This window comes from Bradyrhizobium sp. 138 (assembly GCF_023074075.1).
In the GTDB taxonomy this organism is placed as follows: Bacteria; Pseudomonadota; Alphaproteobacteria; order Rhizobiales; family Xanthobacteraceae; genus Bradyrhizobium.
Genome location: NZ_JADPKT010000007.1, coordinates 182,314 through 199,536 on the forward strand (window position 1 = coordinate 182,314; position 17,223 = coordinate 199,536).

Here is a 17,223-nt window from a genome sequence, read left to right on the forward strand (position 1 = left end):
GAAGGCCGCGCGCGAACGTCGTGCGTCCCAGGCTCGCGCCCACAGCAGATCGAACATGTCGCAGCCGGTGTTGACGCGCTGTCATGCCGGCTGCAAAGGGAACCGATGACACCGTCGACCCAGAATACAGTCATATGAGCCAGCGCCAGCTTCCGATCATCCTGGCACTCGGCACCACGCAGACCCTGGCCTGGGCCTCGAGCTATTATCTGCCGGCACTGATCGCCGATCCCATGGCGCGCGACCTCGGCGTCTCCTCCAACTGGATTTTCGGCGCGTTCTCGGCCTCGCTGGTGATCTCGGCGATGCTCGGCCCGCGCATCGGGCGGCAGATCGATCTCGTCGGCGGCCGGCAGGTGCTGTCGGCGTCGAACCTGACGATTGCCGCCGGCCTCGCGCTGCTTGGCTTCGCGCATTCCGTCCCGGTAATGGTGTTCGCCTGGCTCGTGCTCGGCATCGGCATGGCCATGGGGCTCTACGACGCCGCCTTCGCCGCTCTCGGCCGCATCTACGGCACCGAGGCACGCAGGCCCATCACCGGCATCACGCTGATGGCGGGCTTTGCCTCCACCGTCGGTTGGCCACTCACCGCCTGGGGTCTCGCCCATATCGGCTGGCGCGAGACCTGCTTTGCCTGGGCGGCCGCCAACATCCTGATCGGCCTGCCGCTCAATCTCTTCATGCTGCCGGTGATCAAGGGCGCCAAGCAGGCGGCGGCCACGGCCGTGAAGCCGCATTTGCCGCTCGACCGCACCATGCTCCTGCTCGCTTTCATCTTCGCGGCGGTCTGGACCGTCACCGGCGCGATGGCGGCGCATTTCCCCCGCATCCTGGAGACGACGGGCGCAACGCCGGTCGAGGCCATCGCGGCCGGCGCACTGATCGGTCCGGCGCAAGTCGGCGCACGCATGCTGGAAGCCGGCTTTCTCAGCCGCTTCCATCCGCTGTGGTCGACGCGGCTCGCCTGCCTCACCCATCCGATCGGCGCGGTGGTCGTGGCGATCTTCGGCGGTGCCGCCGCGAGCGCGTTCGCGCTGTTCCACGGCTCGGGCAACGGCATCCTGACGATCGCGCGCGGCACGCTGCCGCTGTCGATCTTCGGCCCGAAGGACTTTGGCTACCGCCTCGGCATCATCGGCGCGCCGGCCCGGATGGCGCAGGCGCTGGCGCCGCTGGCCTTCGGCCTCTTGATCGACCTCATGGGAGCCAAGGTGCTGATCGTCTCCTCCGCGCTCAGCTTGTCGGCGCTGGCCGCGCTGTTCCTGATCCGCACCAAGCCGTCGCCTGATTGACGGCACCAGAGCTTTCGCGCACAAGCGGGCCATGAACGACGACGCTGGCCCGCCCCGTACATTCAAAGGCCTCCTGCGCTGGGCGACCACGCCGCCGCAGGCCTGGGGCGTCTATCTCCTCGCCATCATCCTGGTGTGGCTGGTCTCGTTCTATGCCGGCACGCTGAAGCCGAAGAAGACGCCGGAGCCAAGCCCGCCTGCGGCGACGGCGCCGAAGAGCTGATCCCCGCTCATTCGCAAAGCGCCAGCCTTCCCCGCGGCACATCCTTCGAGACGCCCGCCGTTGGCGGGCCCTCAGGATGAGGGTGGAATGCGCGGCTGCAGCTTCAAAGCGCACCGAACAAGTTCAGCCTCATCCTGAGGGACCGCGAAGCGGTTGTCTCGAAGGACGAGGCGCTTGCTCCGGCGTCGCCGATCAATGCGGGCAGGTCTCGACCTCGACAGTGACGTGGCTGAGGCCCTTCAGCCCGGCGAGCCGCCGCTTGTAGGCGGCCGGCTGCTTCGGCTGGTCCGAGACCACCGAGAGCAGCACGGCACAATGGCCGGGGCCGACCTGCCACAGATGCAGGTCGGTGACGCGGTCATCGCCGACCTCCATACGCGCGCGGATCACCCGCTCCAGCTTCTCGTCGGCGCGCACGTCGAGCAGCACCGCACCTGATGATTTGACGAGGCCGAACGCCCAGCTCGCGATCACCGCGCTGCCGATCAGGCCGACGGCCGGATCGGCCCAGACCCATCCCGACAACATGGCGAGGGCGAGCGCGGCGATCGCCAGCACCGAGGTGGCGGCATCGGTCATGACATGGACATAGGCCGCGCGAAGATTGTTGTCGTGATGGTGATGGCCGTGGTGATCGTGGTCATGGTGATCGTGCTCGTCATGCGCATGGCTGTGGCCGTGCTCATGACCATGATGGTGATGATCATGGCTGTCGCGCAGCAGCCACGCGCTGGCGAGGTTGACGCCAAGGCCGAGCGCCGCCACCGCCATGGCCTCGGCATAGACGATCGGCACCGGATTGATCAGCCGCAGCACGCTCTTATAGGCGATCTCGATCGCGATCAGGCCGAGGATGATCGCGCTGGCGAAGGCGGCAAGATCGCCGAACTTGCCGGTGCCGAAGGTGAAATGCGCATTCCCCAGATGCCGCCGCGCGAAGCGGTACGCGAACGCGGCAATGCCGAGCGCGGCCGCATGCGTGCCCATGTGCCAGCCGTCGGCGAGCAGCGCCATCGAGCCGAACAGCGAGCCGGCCACGATCTCGCCGACCATCATGACCAGGGTCAGCACGACCACGAACCAGGTGCGGCGCTCGTTCTCGTCGTGCTTCTCGCCCAGGAACGCGTGGTCGTGGGTCCATTGTTCGATGGAATGCGAATGCATCGAATTCTCCGGAAGATTCAGGTCTGTTGGAACGCAATATAGACGGCGGGCAGCACTTTTCGAAGATCCAATCGTCCCTTCGGATTGACAGTGCTTCTTAGTTTCGCTGTAATCTGCGCCATGGGGATTTGAGCGATCTCCCCACGAGGCGACAGGCCCAAGCATCGCGTCCCGTTCGTTTCTTGCGAGGACGCATCATGTCTGCATTCACGACCATATCATCCGACAAAATGGCACGGCTGATCGGCACGGCGAACGCGCCTGTTCTGATCGACGTGCGCACCGAAGAGGATTTCGCCGCCGACCGCCGGTTGATCCCCGGCTCCATCAAGCTCAGCCACGACAATGTGACGGACTGGGGCGGCACCTTCGCCGGCCGCCGCGCCGTCGTCTCCTGCTTCCGCGGCGAGAAGCTCGCGCAGGGCACCGCAGCCTGGCTGCGCCAGCTCGGCGTGCAGGCCGAAACCCTGGAGGGCGGCTTCGAAGGCTGGAAGGCGGCCAAGCTGCCGCTGGTCGACGCCCGCAAGCTGCCGCCCCGAGATGCCAAGGGACGCACGGTCTGGGTGACGCGGGCGCGGCCGAAGGTCGACCGCATCGCCTGCCCCTGGCTGATCCGCCGTTTCGTCGATCCGGGCGCCGTGTTCCTCTATGTGGCGCCGTCCGAGGTGGTCGCCGTCGGCGAGCGATTTAATGCTGCCCCCTTCGACATCGAGAACGTGTTCTGGAGCCATCGCGGCGAGCTCTGCACCTTCGACGTCATGATCGAGGAGTTCGGCATCGCGACACCGGCGCTGCTCAGGCTCGCAACATTGGTGCGCGGCGCCGACACCGCGCGGCCCGATCTGGCGCCGGAGGCGCCCGGCCTGCTCGCGGCTTCGCTCGGGCTGTCGCGGATGTATGACGACGACCTCGAACAGCTCGAGGCCGGCATGTTGCTCTACGATGCCTTCTTCCGTTGGTGCCGCGATGCTACGACCGAGACCCACAACTGGCCGACCAACAAGGTGAAGGCGTAAATGGACACCCGTAACGCTCAAGCAGGAGCTGACGCCGGTCACGGCGTCAGCTTCAACGAAGCCTTTCGCGTCTGGCTCCGCGTCGCGTCCTTGAGCTTCGGCGGGCCCGCGGGCCAGATCGCGGTGATGCACCGCATCCTGGTCGAGGAGAAGAAGTGGATCTCCGAGGGACGTTTCCTGCATGCCCTGAATTACTGCATGTTGCTGCCGGGGCCGGAGGCGCAGCAGCTTGCGACCTATGTCGGCTGGCTGATGCATCGCACCGCCGGTGGATTGATGGCGGGCGGACTGTTCATCCTGCCCGGCATCATCGCCATCATGGGCCTCAGCTACATCTATGCGGCTTTCGGCAATGTCAGCTTCGTCGAGGCGCTGTTCTTCGGCCTCAAGGCCGCCGTGCTCGCCATCGTGGTCGAGGCCGTGGTGCGTGTCGGCAAGCGCGCGCTGAAGAACCGCATCATGATCGCGCTCGCAGCGGCAGCCTTCGTCGCGATCTTCTTCTTCGCCGTCCCCTTCCCGATCATCATCATCGCCGCCGGACTCATCGGCTACGCCGGCGCGCGGAGCGGCCGACCGGAATTCGCGCCGGCCGGCCACGGCCATGGCGGCGGCAATGCGGCGATCGACAGCATGCTCGGCGAGGCCGTGCCCGAACACGTCAAACCCAACACCGCGCGCGCGATCCGGGTCGGTGCGCTGTGGCTGGCGCTCTGGCTGGTGCCTGTCATCGCGCTGCTCGCTGCCCTGGGTCAGGCCAACGTGTTCAGCCAGATCGCGCTGTTCTTCTCGAAGATGTCGCTGGTCACGTTCGGCGGCGCCTATGCCGTGCTGGCCTATGTCGCCCAGCAGGCGGTCGAGCATTATCACTGGCTGAAGCCGCACGAGATGCTCGACGGCCTCGGCATGGCTGAGACCACACCGGGCCCGTTGATCATGGTGCTGCAGTTCGTCGGCTTCATGGCCGCCTATCGCGACCCCAGCGGATTGTCGCCGATGCTGTCCGCAACCCTCGGCGGATTGCTCGCGACCTGGGTCACCTTCACGCCCTGCTTTCTCTGGATCTTCGTCGGCGCCCCCTATATCGAGCGCCTGCGCGGCAACACCGGCCTCGCCGGCGCGCTCAGCGCGATCACCGCCGCCGTTGTCGGCGTCATCCTCAACCTCTCGATCTGGTTCGCCCTGCACACGCTGTTTCGCGAGACCGTACCGGTGCATGCGTTTGCGCTGAATTTCGACAGGCCGGTGCTGACCAGTGTGGATATCCCCGCGCTGGTGCTGTCGATCGCGGCGGCCACCGCAATCTTCCGGTTCAAGCTGGGGATGCTGACGGTGCTGGCGGGGAGCTGCGCGGCGGGCGTGGCGCTGCGGCTGGCGGGGGTGATCTGAGGTGTGGACGTATGCGTCCGGTTAACTCTCCGCAGGCGACGTGACGCCCACCACACTGCGGGCAGCCTCGGGCCAATAGCAGAAATAGCTGCTAGCATGCGGCTCATGAATCGCACTGCCAACTGGATAGCAACAACCGGCGGTCCTCACCTGCTGATTGCCGATGAACAGCTCCCACATTGGCGGGGCATCGAACAATGGCGAGATCATAGGGATCCGACTGACCAAAGCGACTATGCTCGTGCGTGTAGAATAACGACCTGGTTGGGATTAATCCCCAGCACCGGAGGCAGCGCTGTTGTGCTATCCGGCGAGGCAGGCGACGTGGCTTGGTACGCAGATGGTCAGGACGACAGAGGCTTTTTCGTTCAATGGCTTGGTGTCGATGACGAACAACTTATAGAGCCTGCATTGCACGCGCCGCAGCTGCGGCAGAGCCTTGAGAGCACGGACGCCGAACGGCTCGAATTTGAGACAGGTGCGTCCGGTGCAATGTGGTTGATAGATGCATCGGATCGAGGTGAAGATCTGCGCGGCGGGCATCAGGCACTGGTGCTACGTCCAGGCGGGTATCTCGCAAAAGCCAACTATTACCGCTCTACAGGGCTGGCGATTATTGTTCGCGAAATCTGTTGGATCATGCCGCTGTCGAGCAGAGTCAGCTAACGGGCCAGGAACGCACATTGCGCTAATTTTGACTTCACTCTCGATCGCCTCCTCCCATTGCTCGTCTTTCAGCCGCCGATATGCTAATGTTCTCCAAACAGGGATAACTCAAGGAGCTTCGTTCGGCGCAGCCTCTTGCTCGTCTTAGCGTCAGAAGGGATGCAATGGTGGCGCCAGCTATGCGACCGCTCAAAGATCGCTAGCCCGGATCATCGGGGCTAACGCGAAGGGCTTGTCATGAACCAAATGACTCCAGCCAACGAGGCCGAGCGCCTTAATGCGCTAGGAAACTACGCAATCCTTGACACGCTTCCAGAAGCCGGATTCGACGAAATCACTGAATTGGCCGCGCAGATCTGCGGCTGCCCCGCCGCCCTGGTCAGCTTCGTTGATGCATCGCGGCAATGGATCAAGGCAAAGTATGGCCCCCTTCCCGCAGAGCTTTCCGAGTGCCCGCGGGAAATTTCGATCTGCACGGCCACGATCTGCAACAACGACATCCTCTACGTTCCCGACCTGGTAAAGGATCAAAGATTCAATACCAGCCCGCTTGTGACGGGCGATATGCACATCCGCTTTTACTGCGGCGTTCCATTGATCACCCGAGATGGTTATGCCTTGGGGACTTTGTGCGTGATCGACTTCGCGCCACACGAACTTGCCTTTGAGCAGCGGGAAGCATTAAGACGATTGTCACGGCAGACAATGGTACACCTCGAATTGCGCCGGCAGTTGCTTGTGCGCAACGAGATGCTGCGAGAATTGGAGCGTGCACGCGACCGCGCGGTGGCCGAGAAAGCCGAGTCGGAGCAGCTGCTCCTGAACATCCTGCCGCCATCCATCGCAGCCGAGCTCAAGGCTACTGGCCGCGTTCAGCCGCGCTTCTTCGACACTGCGACCGTGGTCTTGATCGATTTCGCGGGGTTCACCCGCCTCGTTGAAACAATGGAGCCGGCGAGCGTCATCAATCAGCTCGACCAACACTTCACCAAGTTCGACGATATCATGGCCAATCATCGTCTGGAAAAACTGAAGACGATCGGAGATGCCTATCTCGCCGTCGGCGGCGTACCGGAACCCAATCGCTCGCACGCAATTGATGCGTCGTTGGGAGCGCTGCAGATGCTCGATCACTTGACCAAGCTCAATCGACAACGGGAGAAGCTGCACCTGCCAGCATGGCAGGTGAGAATCGGAATCAATACCGGACCAGTCATTGCGGGCGTCGTCGGGAAGCATAAATTCACCTACGATATTTGGGGCAATACGGTGAACATTGCCCAGCGCGTCGAAGCCGCCGGAACTCCGGGCCGGATCAACATTGCCGAATCGACTTGGCAGCACATCAAAACGCGGTTCGACACAGAAGCCCGCGGCGCGGTCGAAGTGAAGCACCAAGGTTTGGTGGATATGTACTACCTAAATCGCATCAGGCCCGAATTTTCCGCTGATCCAGCTGGGACGATGCCCAACGACCGCTTCTGGAAACAGGAATGAGAGCGCTGTTTACGACGTCGGCTGACGTCCGAGATGGATCATGAGCCGCCGATGATGACGATCGGCGTGACTTGCGCCCTGTCATCAGGGACTACCACCCCGCCGACCATTGCCGTTGGGCAAGCAGCCGCGACGCTCTGGCGACACCGCCGTCGTCGGCGTCATCCTCATCCTCTCGATCTGGTTCGCGCTGCATACGCTGTTCCGCGAGACGGTGCCGGTGCACGCGTTTCCGCTGGACTTCGACAGGCCGGTGCTGACGAGTGTCGACGTGCCGGCACTCGTGCTGTCGATCGCGGCGGCGACCGCGATCTTCCGGTTCAAGCTGGGGATGCTGACGGTGCTGGCGGGGAGCTGCGCGGCGGGCGTGGCGCTGCGGCTGGCGGGGGTGATCTAGGATCTATCCTCACACATGCGGCCATGTGCTCATTTGGACGGCTTGCGCGCCTCGTCTCGCGCCAACCGCTCCGCTCTAAGACGTTTGTGGTTTTCATGAAACTTCGGATCGGCTTGGCTATCCGCGATCGTCTGCCGCGCTGCGTTCGGGTTTTGCGCCCTGCGGTCGGCTTCATCGGAGATCTGCTGCTCGGCTGAGCGTTTCGGTTTGGTCATGACTGGATCCTAGCGCCCGTAGATTTGGCGGCGAGAGTTAGGGCATGGGGCACAAGTGTTGATCACCCCGTTTGCGCTGAGAGCTTCGGCCGCCAGCGAGAGTCGCGGCTTCGGTCGAGGGAACTCGGATCGCAAAAGGACGGGCAGACGTTCACCGCAGCCATAGACGGACGCGATGGCCGGACGGGTTTCATCTCACTTGGCGTAGCCTTGTGATCGGAGCCAAGAAATCCGACGCTCTCCGTTCATCCAATCATCGATTTCGGCTTTGCTCGTGAAGCCCGTTATTTCTCGGGGTTCTGAGCCTGGATACTCGGCGATGATGACCCAGTCGCCCTCAGATTTACGAAGAGGTTTGAAGCTCACTCTTATTTTTGCCATGCCGAACTATGGACGAAGGCGGGCAAAAAGGAAACCTCGTCGAGCCATTTTGAGCGCGTAGGATGGGTAGAGCCCTTGCGAAACCCATCATGCCGCGTCATCGGCGGAGGGATGGGTTTCGCTTACGCTCTACCCATCCTACGAGCTTGTTTATGCTCAGAGGTGCGACGCGCCATCTATTGTTTGGTGAAGACGTCCTTGCCATGCATCGTATGCGGCCTTCCATCGGAGCCGATGTAATCGAGCCTCCATCTGGTCTTGAGGGTTGATCCTGCCAACCGGCCAATCCAGACGGTTGTCGAATGACAATCGGGAATCAGGATCCCCTTCCAGTCTACTTTAAAGGTAACGCTCGTGCCCTTGCTCGCACCTACCGCAGCGTAAGGAACGCCTTGGCACTCGAAGCCAGCGGCCCTGTTTACATAGGTCCCCGAAAATGCCCCCGTGGCGGGATCAACAAAAAAGACTGATAAAGCGGACCCTCTGGTATTTATCCAAGTGGAAAACGAAGGGACTTGGGCTTGAGCTGAAATTGGGAGGAGGAAGAAAAGCAAAGCAAGAATACGCTTCATGGCTAAATCTCCGGAAGAAACAACCGAAGGTGGTCTATTCTCGGTTCCTTGGGCTTTGCAAGGGCAAACAAAAACGCCATGGTTCGGCTCGTTCTGGCGCCAGGAGGGACAGCCGCGCCGCGCGTGCGCAGGATGGGTTGAGCCCTTGCGAAACCCATCATGCCTCGTCATCGGCGGAGGAATTGATGGGTTTCGCTTACGCTCTACCCATCCTACGAGCGCATTATGCAGAACTCATCCTAGAGCAAAGCTTACTCCGGCATGCCCCGCTCAGCGGAGTTCAAAGGCGGATGCCCACTTCACTGATCAACCAATAAGCGACGTCAGAGTGCCTACTCGATCACGACATCGGCCCGCGACAGCAGGGTCGGCGGCATGTTGATGGCAAGTGCCTTGGCGGTCTGGAGGTTTATAACAAGCTCATACTTGGTCGGCCGTTCGACCGGCAGATCGCCAGGTTTCGTACCCTTGAAAATCTTGTCGATGAGGGTCGCAGAGCGACGAAACTGATCTGGCAGGTCAGTCCCGTAGCTCAAGAGGAAGCCCGCTTCCGCGTATTCTCTCACCGCAGAGATTGCAGGCAGCCGATTTCTGACCGCCATGACGCCTATCAGGCCGCGATGATTGAACAGCACTCCATCGCTCAGCACGACGAGCACCTGCGCGCGCTCACTCACCATTGTCGCGAACGCCCTTTCAAGTATGTCCGGGCCACGCGCCTCGGCTGGGACAAGCGTCAACCCCAGCGTCCTGGCGGCTTCCCGCAGCGACGTCAGCCGGTCCTGATTGGGAGCAAAGTCCGGATTCCACAGGATGCCCACACGCGAGAGGTTGGGCACAGTGTCCTTCAGAAATTCGAGCCGCTTGCCATTGATCTCATCGCCGGGCTCCGAGCTGAATCCAGTGACATGGCCACCCGGGCGCGCCAGACTGGCGACGAGTCCTGCACTGACCGGCTCGGCACTGTTGGCCATCACGATCGGAATCGTCCGGGTCGCCTTCATGGCCGCAACCGTGGTCGCATTGGTTCCGGAGACGATGACGTCCACGCCGAGCCCCACCACCTCTGTGGCAAGCGTCGCCAGCCGCCCCATGTCTCCGTCGGCAAAACGGTACTCGATGACGACATTCTCGCCGACGCGATAGCCAAGGCTCCGCAGGCCGGCTTCGAAAGCTGTAACATTACGAAGTGTTTGCTCCCGCGACGCGCTCGCGAGATAACCCACCCTGTAGACCCACCTTGTCGATTGCTGCGCACGCACGCCGAGCGGCCACGACGCTGCCGCGCTGCCGATCAGCCCCATGAACTCGCGTCGTCTCATTGAGCACCGCGGAGTAAACGTCGGTCGATTGTCCAAAGCCTAGCACTTTGCGATGAGAGGGCCAGTGAGAATGCATCTCGATGTCCGCGCTGTGTCACACGCGGGAATCCCTCCCTCTTGGCCCGATCGCCGCCCGAAAGCCGACATTCAGGCGAGTGAGTTAAGGGACAACTCTGGGCCCCCGATCAGCTACTACAGATGGGCCGCCACCCATCGGGCAAAACAGCCCGGTCAGCTTGACCACGCCGCCTGTCAAGCCCCATCCGACAAAATATTCCACTTTACCGAAATTCGGATTTGTCGTACACACTGATCACCCTGGCCCGAGACGAGGGGCGGATCGCGATCGTCACGAACCGCGGGCTGGGTAGCGATGGACGCGACGGCGTCGGGCGCAACGGGCATTGCAGGGCGGGACACCGTGAGCAATGGCTTGCCGCGCACACGACACGACGCTGACAGCGTCTTCGCATGGCTTCGGGGGCGAGCACACGCCACCCCCCGAATTCCCAGCGAGGACGTGCGCGGACGGAGAAGTCGTGTGGTCCCGACGCCCGGGGTTCTGGCGTCAAATCTTGCCGTGATGTGCAGCCAACCGGCACGCGCATCGATCAGCGGCAAGACGACGGGGGCAATAGTGCAACGCTCCCCGAGGAGAGCACGAAGGACACCGTTAAAACCATTCGCGCAGGGAAGGCCGGGCGACCGGCAACACCTGTGGTCCACCCCGTGTGCATTTTGATCGCGCACGGATCTCGGGTGCCGCCAGCGCCCGGCCTTCCCTGCGCCCTCGCCTTTTTCGAGGGCGTGCGAGACGCAAAACTCGGGCGACATGCGCCGCGGGAAGGCGATCGTGTGTCTGCTGTTTGAAGTGTGAATCGGAGGGCGATGGCCTCCCGGCTTGCTCCGTCATTGCGAGGAGCCCTTGCGACGAAGCAATCCAGACTGTTTCCGCGGAAAGATTCTGGATTGCTTCGCTGCGCTCGCAATGACGCGGAGGGAGCCGCGAGCGCCCGCCATCACCGTCCCCTGCGCACCGACCTTCCCTGGCACTACCGCATCATCATCCGCGCGATCGCTTCGCCGATCACCACCGTGGTGAAATGCGTGTTGGCGCGGCAGTCGGACGGCATGATCGAGGCATCGGCGACGCGCAGGCCCGCAATGCCCTTCACGCCGCCATCGGGATCGACCACGCCGTCGCGGTCACCAGCGCCGCTCATGCGGCAGCTGCCGGCGGCGTGCTGGATGTCGCCGGTCTCACGGCGCAGCACTGCGTCGAGCTCGTGATCCGGCAGGCTGGCGGCCTGCGGCAGCGTCAGGTCGGTGTCGGCGAGCCGAATCCAGTCGGCGATGTCCGCCAGCGCCGGCTGCGACGTGATCACGGCGAGACGCTTCACCGCATCCATCATGCGCAGCATGTCGCGGGGATCGGCCAGCATGTTCTCCTCGACCATAGGATCAATCGCTGGATCGGTCGAGGCCAGCTTGAGCGTGCCGCGCGAATAGGCGTTGAACAGGCCGGCGCCGATCGCCCCAGGCGCGCCGATGCCGCGGTGGTTGAAGGCGATCAGGATCATGTCGCGCTTGCCGCCCTCGGCGAGGCCCGAGGAATAAGTCACGCAGCAATTGGTGTGGCGCGTGTCTGGATCGGTCGGCCGCAGATTGTCGCGGAGCTGGATGGTGGCGCGAAACAGCGGGTGGTCGAAGTAATGCTTGCCGACCGGAAGGTCCCGCGCAACCGCAATCCCCATCGCCTTCAACTCCTCGGCAGGGCCGATGCCCGAGCGCAGCAGGATCGCCGGACTGTGGATCGCACCGGCGCACAGGACGATCTGCCGCGCGCTGATCTCGTGGGTGCCCTGCCCTTCGATGTGAACCCGGACGCCGGTCGCGCGTCCATCGCTAATCAGGACGCGATCGACCAGCGCATGGCCGCGGATCTCAAGGTTAGTGCGGCCGCGCGCCGGCTCGAGATAGGCCTCGTTGGTGCTGATGCGCCGCAAGTCGCGGCTGTTGATGGGATAGCAGGCGACGCCCTCGCCATCGGGGCCGTTGAGATCGGCGCACCACTTATAGCCGCTCGCCAGCGCCGCATCGCGCAAGCCGCGATCAATCGGGCCCCATTTGTCCGGAGGCGCGCGATAGACCGGCAGCGGTCCGCCACGGCCGTGGCCCTCGGCGTCGCCGAACTCAAAATCGTCCTCGATCACGGAGAACAGCGGCATCACCTCCCTGGCCGACCAGCCGGCGCAGCCAAGGGCCGCCCATTCGTCGAAGGCATCGGCAACGCCGCGGATCGCGATCTGGCCGTTCATCATCGAGGAGCCGCCGAGCCCCTTGCCGCGCCAGTAGAAGCGCGGCTCCTGCCCGGCCACCCGGCGCGACAACAGATCAGGCCACTGCCATTTTTCCTGGTACTCGCGCTTGTGGATGATCGGGATCGGGTTCGGCGTCCGCACTTCCCACGGCGCCTCATCGGCACGCCAATCGCGGCCCGCCTCCAGCAGCAGCACGCGCCGTGCGGGATCCTCGGACAGCCGCGCCGCAACCGCAGCGCCAGCGGAGCCGCCGCCGACAACAATGACATCGTACATCGCGTTCATTCTCAACGTTCGGGAAGACCGGCATGGCGAACGGTATCAGAGCGCGGGGAGCGGCGGAATGCGAATTGGAGGCGATGCTGTCGCATCCCGTCATTGCGGTTGGGCGTAGCGCACACGACGCGCTCTATCGTGCCCCGGACGCAGCGCAGCGCTACTTCAGCGGTGCGCTGCAGAGCCGGGGCCTACGTCTGCGAGCATTCTGTGTGGCGTGGGTCCCGGCTCTGCGCAGCAACGCGAAAAGCGTTGCAGCGCGTCCGGGACACAAGCGGCTACCCGATCACCCGCCCGAACTTGTTCGACTTCGGGAAACCCTTCGGCGGCAGGCGGCCGGCATCGGCGCGAGTGCCTTGCCACTCGGCGAGCTCCTTCATGGTCGCGGAGAATTCGCGGCCCGCGGAGTCCTTCCAGGTCAGGCCGGCCTTGGCTTCGAACACGGCAACGTCGGAGAGGCCGCCGTCCTTGTACTTCTGCAGGCGCACGCCGCGGCCGCGCGCCATTTCCGGCACCTGGTCGAGCGGGAACACCAGCATTTTGCGGTTCTCGCCGATCACAGCCACAGTGTCGCCGATCACCTCGGTGATCGCGCGCGCCTCGTTCGGCATGTCGACATTGAGGACCTGCTTGCCCTTCTTGGTGGTGCCGACGCAATCGTCCTCGTTGACGACAAACCCCTGGCCCTCGTGGCTCGCGACCAGGAATTTGCGCCCGCCCTTGTTGACGAACAGCGCGACGGGCGCCGCCTCCTGCTCGAGGTCGATGAACAGACGGATCGGCTCGCCGTGACCGCGGCCGCCCGGGAGCTTGGCGACATCGAGCGTGTAGAACTTGCCGTTGGTGGCGAACAGCAGGAGCTTCGAGGTCGTCTCGGCGAAGAAGGCGAAGCCGAGCTTGTCGTCCTGCTTGAAGGCGAGCCCCGAGAGGTCCTCGACATGGCCCTTCAAGGTGCGGATCCAGCCCTTGTCGGAGACGACGACCGTCACCGGCTCGCGCTCGACGAGGGCTTCCTCCATGGCGGCGAGATCGTGTTCGGGCGCGTCGGCAAAAGTGGTGCGGCGCTTGCCGAGCGGCGTCTTCGGCCCGAACATGTCGCGGACCTTGCCGACCTGCTCGCCGACCTTCTTCCACTGCTCGGCTTCAGAGGCCAGCAGGGCCTGGATGCCCTTCAGCTCCTTCCGCAGATCCTTTTCCTCGGTGCGAATCTCCATTTCCTCGAGCTTGCGCAGATTGCGCAGCCGCATGTTGAGAATGGAGTCGGCTTGCAATTCGGTGAGCTTGAACGCCTTGATCAAGGCTGGCTTCGGCTCGTCCTCAGTGCGGATGATCCGGATCACCTCGTCGATGTTGAGATAGGCGATCAGCAGACCGCCGAGGATTTCGAGCCGGTGCTCGATCTCGCCCTTGCGGTAATTGCTGCGGCGGATCAGGACGTCGCGCAGATGGTCGAGCCATTCGCGCAAGCACTCCGCCAGCCCCACCACCTTGGGCACCTTGCCCTTGATCAGCACGTTGAGGTTCAGCGGAATCTTGTTTTCGAGCTCGGTGAGCCGGAACAGCGATTCCATCATCAGCGCGGGATCGACGTTCTTCGATTTCGGCTCGATCACGATGCGGACGTCTTCGGCCGACTCGTCCCTGATGTCGCCGACCAGCGGCAGCTTCTTCTGGTCGAGCAGCTCGGCGACCTTCTCGATCAGGCGCGACTTCTGCACCAGGAATGGGATCTCGGTGACGACGACGACCCAGGAGCCCCGCGCGCCCTCCTCCTGCTCCCACCGCGCACGGACGCGGAACGAACCGCGGCCGGTGGTGTAGGCTTCCGCGATGGCCTGCTTGGAATCGACGCAGATGCCGCCGGTCGGGAAGTCCGGGCCCTTCACCCACTTCAGCAGCGCCTTGGATTTGGCGTCGGGCTTCTCGATCAGATGCAGCGCGGCATCGCAGAGCTCGGCCGCATTGTGCGGCGGGATCGAGGTCGCCATGCCCACCGCGATGCCTTGCGCGCCGTTGGCGAGCAGGTTCGGGAAGCCGCCGGGCAGCACGACCGGCTCCTTCGACTGGCCGTCGTAATTGGCGCGAAACTCGACGCCGTCCTCGTCGATGCCATCGAGCAGAAGCCGCGCGACGTCGGTCATGCGCGCTTCGGTGTAGCGGTAGGCGGCCGGGTTATCGCCGTCGATATTGCCGAAATTGCCCTGGCCGTCGACCAGCGGGTAGCGCGAGGAGAAATCCTGCGCGAGGCGGACCATGGCGTCGTAGATGGCCTGGTCGCCATGTGGATGGAACGAGCCCATCACGTCGCCGACGATTTTGGCGGATTTCTTGAAGGCCGTGCCGGGATCGAGCCTGAGCAGGCGCATGCCGTAGAGGATGCGCCGGTGGACCGGCTTCAGGCCGTCGCGCGCGTCGGGCAGCGCGCGGTGCATGATGGTGGAGAGCGCATAGGCGAGATAGCGCTCCTCGAGCGCTTCACGCAGCGGCACCTCGTGAATTTCGGCCGGTTCTTCCGGCGGAACGATTCGTTTTCCCATGCCGCCCGGTTAAACCGTGGAAGCGAATCGGGCAAGGATGGATTGGTTCCCTGTGGGCGGCCTAGTGACCGGCCCAGCCGGCTGTCACGGTCTGGGACTTGTCCTGAGCCGGCGCCGGCCCATTGGTCAGGCAACGCCGGGCGGCCTCGATTTCAGCCTCGGTCGCCCCCTTTGACCGCGCCCATGTCTCTGCGGCCGCAGCGGAATATTTCGCCACATAGTACCGGACGACGGTGCAGGATGCCCGGCGAAACACGCCGGGTTGCGGCTCGCCGGCCATTGCATCAGGCGCAAACGCGAGCAGCGCCGCGGACAAGGCGAATCCCCTGATCAACATTTGGGCTATCCCCCATTGAGGAACCTGAGCGCCAATTCCACCGCGCCCGATTTCGTTCCAGGGAACTCCATGTCGACGGACAGGGCAGAGTCCCGCTTCGCTCATGGCGCCGCAATCGCCGCCCTCGCCTGTTGCCGTGTCAGGGCATTGATGAAGCCCGCGCGCGCGTCGGAATGGCCCTGCCCCCGCGGCTCCAGCACGTGGCGCAGCAGGAACAGGCCGGTGAGCCGAAAGCCGTCCTGCAGGTCCTGATCGGTGAGGTCGGTTGCGGTTTCGCCCTGGCGCAGAAACGGCGGCAGGCGCAACAGGCGGTCGCGCCAAGGCTCGCCCGCGCCGCGCGACACCGCGCCGCCGGATTTCGGCGAGACGTAGATCAGGTCCGTGGTCTCGCCGGTCACCGCACAATTGTCCAGCGCCAGGCCGAAGCCGAGCTCGGCGAGCATCGCCAGCTCGAAATGGATGAGGTGGACGGCCGCGCCGCCGATGTCCTCGAAGTCATCGAGCGAATGCTCGAGCAGCGCAAAAATCTCCTCATGCGGATCGCGCTCCGGCAACAGGCGCGCAATCGAGGCGAGATGCGTGACGCCGTAGACGCCATGGGATGAGCCGAGCAAATTGGCCGCGCGCAGCTTCAGGCCTTCAACCGCATAGGTGCCGAGATGCTCGTCGAGCCGTGCCCGCCACACCACGCTGACGCTGTTCCCCGGCTGCAGCAGCGGCCGCATCCGCGAGCCGGCCCCACCGCGCACCAGACCGAGATGCCGGCCGTGCGCACGCGTCAAGAGCTCGACGATGGCGCTAGACTCGCCATGCCGCCGCACGCCCAGCACGATGCCCTCGTCGGTCCATTCCATGTGCTAAGTATAGCGCGATATGCTTGTTCGGACACGCCTGGAATCACAATGGACTTCATTGCCGGTCTGATCGGCCCGATTGTCGAGTTGGTGATATGGGTCGTCTGGTGGACCATTTTCGATGCGCTGCCGACCATTTTCTATTTCACGGCGTTCGCTCTGCTGTTTGCGGCCTCGCTCGGCAAGGTCAGAGTCGAATTTCCTGAACGGTTGACTCGTATCGGCTGGACCGGCGCCTTACACATCAGGCGCCCTGTCGAAGGCCGGGTGATCCTGTCTCCGGCGCTTGGCGTGATCGTGGGCTTCGTCGTCTGGGGCATCGTCGTGAGCGCGGTCGTCATCTTCTACGCCTACCGGTCGTAACGACTCACGCGTTGAACCAGCCCTTCGCGTCGCCGGTGAACGAGAAATATAGGCCGATCGTCGTCAGCACGCAGGAGACGATCTCAATGGCGCTGTCGAGCTCCAAGCCGTTTTGGGCTATGATCCGGGCAAGCCCGATCACCGATAGTGCCTGCGCGACCGTCAGCAACAAGCGCGGCCAGTTCTTGCGCCCAAGCGCAGCCAACCAGACAAGATAGACGAAGAGCAGGATCATGACCCCTGCCATCAACGTCCTCGTCATGATCATCTGCTCGGTCATCTCGGCATTGGGCGTGCGGTCCTGCACCGCAACGGACAAGGCGTCCAGCATCAACGATGCATAGAGCAGCGCTTCGAAGCGCCTGATGTTGCTGGGCACGCTCATCGCAGACTGATCTTTTGCT

Annotated in this window: 16 protein-coding genes and 1 pseudogene; 8 read left to right on the forward strand and 9 right to left on the reverse strand. The window is 63.6% G+C overall.

All coding sequences use genetic code 11. The annotated features are described in order from the left end of the window. Positions 1-134 precede the first annotated feature (134 nt). Positions 135-1,292 carry an MFS transporter gene (locus tag IVA79_RS05260; RefSeq protein ID WP_247550793.1) on the forward strand — a complete coding sequence of 386 codons (1,158 nt, stop codon included), beginning with the start codon at positions 135-137 and terminating at the stop codon, positions 1,290-1,292. A gap of 31 nt (positions 1,293-1,323) precedes the next feature. Beyond that, positions 1,324-1,515, forward strand: coding sequence for a hypothetical protein (locus tag IVA79_RS05265; RefSeq protein ID WP_247550794.1), 192 nt, complete (start codon positions 1,324-1,326; stop codon positions 1,513-1,515). Between the two features lie 192 nt (positions 1,516-1,707). On the opposite strand, the gene dmeF is transcribed toward IVA79_RS05265, so the two are convergent. Further along, positions 1,708-2,679, reverse strand: coding sequence for a CDF family Co(II)/Ni(II) efflux transporter DmeF (gene dmeF, locus IVA79_RS05270; protein WP_247550795.1), 972 nt, complete (start codon positions 2,677-2,679; stop codon positions 1,708-1,710). 197 nt (positions 2,680-2,876) lie between these two features. Between dmeF and IVA79_RS05275 the strand changes: the two genes are divergently transcribed. The 5 genes and pseudogenes from IVA79_RS05275 to IVA79_RS05295 all read left to right on the forward strand — a co-directional run. Beyond that, positions 2,877-3,695 carry a chromate resistance protein ChrB domain-containing protein gene (locus IVA79_RS05275; protein ID WP_247550796.1) on the forward strand — a complete coding sequence of 273 codons (819 nt, stop codon included), beginning with the start codon at positions 2,877-2,879 and terminating at the stop codon, positions 3,693-3,695. After that, entirely contained in the window at positions 3,696-5,081 is a 1,386-nt protein-coding gene (gene chrA, locus IVA79_RS05280) for a chromate efflux transporter (protein WP_247550797.1), read from the forward strand. 105 nt (positions 5,082-5,186) lie between these two features. Then, positions 5,187-5,747 (forward strand): Imm21 family immunity protein, encoded by a 561-nt coding sequence (locus IVA79_RS05285; RefSeq protein ID WP_247550798.1) that lies wholly within the window; start codon positions 5,187-5,189, stop codon positions 5,745-5,747. A gap of 237 nt (positions 5,748-5,984) precedes the next feature. Then, entirely contained in the window at positions 5,985-7,244 is a 1,260-nt protein-coding gene (locus tag IVA79_RS05290) for an adenylate/guanylate cyclase domain-containing protein (RefSeq protein WP_247550799.1), read from the forward strand. 148 nt (positions 7,245-7,392) lie between these two features. Continuing rightward, positions 7,393-7,641 (forward strand): annotated as a pseudogene (locus IVA79_RS05295) (chromate transporter); the annotation flags it as partial. A gap of 29 nt (positions 7,642-7,670) precedes the next feature. Here IVA79_RS05295 and IVA79_RS05300 read toward each other — a convergent pair. From IVA79_RS05300 to recO, 7 genes are all read right to left on the reverse strand, one after another. Further along, entirely contained in the window at positions 7,671-7,856 is a 186-nt protein-coding gene (locus IVA79_RS05300) for a hypothetical protein (protein WP_247550800.1), read from the reverse strand. A 557-nt stretch (positions 7,857-8,413) separates the two neighbouring features. Beyond that, positions 8,414-8,809: an avidin/streptavidin family protein gene (locus IVA79_RS05305; protein ID WP_247550801.1), complete on the reverse strand. Its 396-nt coding sequence runs from the start codon at positions 8,807-8,809 to the stop codon at positions 8,414-8,416. 332 nt (positions 8,810-9,141) lie between these two features. Then, positions 9,142-10,113, reverse strand: a complete 972-nt coding sequence (locus IVA79_RS05310; protein WP_247550802.1) for an ABC transporter substrate-binding protein — start codon at positions 10,111-10,113, stop codon at positions 9,142-9,144. 1,070 nt (positions 10,114-11,183) lie between these two features. After that, positions 11,184-12,728, reverse strand: a complete 1,545-nt coding sequence (locus tag IVA79_RS05315; protein ID WP_247550803.1) for a GMC family oxidoreductase N-terminal domain-containing protein — start codon at positions 12,726-12,728, stop codon at positions 11,184-11,186. A gap of 278 nt (positions 12,729-13,006) precedes the next feature. Then, complete coding sequence (gene parC, locus IVA79_RS05320) at positions 13,007-15,265, reverse strand: DNA topoisomerase IV subunit A (RefSeq protein ID WP_247550804.1); 2,259 nt, start codon at positions 15,263-15,265, stop codon at positions 13,007-13,009. 61 nt (positions 15,266-15,326) lie between these two features. Next, positions 15,327-15,602 (reverse strand): hypothetical protein, encoded by a 276-nt coding sequence (locus IVA79_RS05325; RefSeq protein ID WP_247550805.1) that lies wholly within the window; start codon positions 15,600-15,602, stop codon positions 15,327-15,329. A 101-nt stretch (positions 15,603-15,703) separates the two neighbouring features. Beyond that, positions 15,704-16,456 (reverse strand): DNA repair protein RecO, encoded by a 753-nt coding sequence (gene recO, locus IVA79_RS05330; RefSeq protein WP_247550806.1) that lies wholly within the window; start codon positions 16,454-16,456, stop codon positions 15,704-15,706. A gap of 48 nt (positions 16,457-16,504) precedes the next feature. Here recO and IVA79_RS05335 point away from each other — a divergent pair, with 48 nt between their 5' ends. Beyond that, positions 16,505-16,819: a hypothetical protein gene (locus IVA79_RS05335; RefSeq protein ID WP_247550807.1), complete on the forward strand. Its 315-nt coding sequence runs from the start codon at positions 16,505-16,507 to the stop codon at positions 16,817-16,819. A 4-nt stretch (positions 16,820-16,823) separates the two neighbouring features. On the opposite strand, the gene IVA79_RS05340 is transcribed toward IVA79_RS05335, so the two are convergent. Further along, positions 16,824-17,204 carry a hypothetical protein gene (locus IVA79_RS05340; protein WP_247550808.1) on the reverse strand — a complete coding sequence of 127 codons (381 nt, stop codon included), beginning with the start codon at positions 17,202-17,204 and terminating at the stop codon, positions 16,824-16,826. Positions 17,205-17,223 lie beyond the last annotated feature (19 nt).

What these genes read in the sequence shown, in the direction of transcription:
- IVA79_RS05260 (WP_247550793.1), top strand. Translation starts at nt 135, where the DNA reads ATGAGCCAGCGCCAGCTTCCGATCATCCTGGCACTCGGCACCACGCAG.
- IVA79_RS05265 (WP_247550794.1), top strand. Translation starts at nt 1,324, where the DNA reads ATGAACGACGACGCTGGCCCGCCCCGTACATTCAAAGGCCTCCTGCGC.
- dmeF (WP_247550795.1), bottom strand. Translation starts at nt 2,679, where the DNA reads ATGCATTCGCATTCCATCGAACAATGGACCCACGACCACGCGTTCCTG.
- IVA79_RS05275 (WP_247550796.1), top strand. Translation starts at nt 2,877, where the DNA reads ATGTCTGCATTCACGACCATATCATCCGACAAAATGGCACGGCTGATC.
- chrA (WP_247550797.1), top strand. Translation starts at nt 3,696, where the DNA reads ATGGACACCCGTAACGCTCAAGCAGGAGCTGACGCCGGTCACGGCGTC.
- IVA79_RS05285 (WP_247550798.1), top strand. Translation starts at nt 5,187, where the DNA reads ATGAATCGCACTGCCAACTGGATAGCAACAACCGGCGGTCCTCACCTG.
- IVA79_RS05290 (WP_247550799.1), top strand. Translation starts at nt 5,985, where the DNA reads ATGAACCAAATGACTCCAGCCAACGAGGCCGAGCGCCTTAATGCGCTA.
- IVA79_RS05300 (WP_247550800.1), bottom strand. Translation starts at nt 7,856, where the DNA reads ATGACCAAACCGAAACGCTCAGCCGAGCAGCAGATCTCCGATGAAGCC.
- IVA79_RS05305 (WP_247550801.1), bottom strand. Translation starts at nt 8,809, where the DNA reads ATGAAGCGTATTCTTGCTTTGCTTTTCTTCCTCCTCCCAATTTCAGCT.
- IVA79_RS05310 (WP_247550802.1), bottom strand. Translation starts at nt 10,113, where the DNA reads ATGGGGCTGATCGGCAGCGCGGCAGCGTCGTGGCCGCTCGGCGTGCGT.
- IVA79_RS05315 (WP_247550803.1), bottom strand. Translation starts at nt 12,728, where the DNA reads ATGTACGATGTCATTGTTGTCGGCGGCGGCTCCGCTGGCGCTGCGGTT.
- parC (WP_247550804.1), bottom strand. Translation starts at nt 15,265, where the DNA reads ATGGGAAAACGAATCGTTCCGCCGGAAGAACCGGCCGAAATTCACGAG.
- IVA79_RS05325 (WP_247550805.1), bottom strand. Translation starts at nt 15,602, where the DNA reads ATGTTGATCAGGGGATTCGCCTTGTCCGCGGCGCTGCTCGCGTTTGCG.
- recO (WP_247550806.1), bottom strand. Translation starts at nt 16,456, where the DNA reads ATGGAATGGACCGACGAGGGCATCGTGCTGGGCGTGCGGCGGCATGGC.
- IVA79_RS05335 (WP_247550807.1), top strand. Translation starts at nt 16,505, where the DNA reads ATGGACTTCATTGCCGGTCTGATCGGCCCGATTGTCGAGTTGGTGATA.
- IVA79_RS05340 (WP_247550808.1), bottom strand. Translation starts at nt 17,204, where the DNA reads ATGAGCGTGCCCAGCAACATCAGGCGCTTCGAAGCGCTGCTCTATGCA.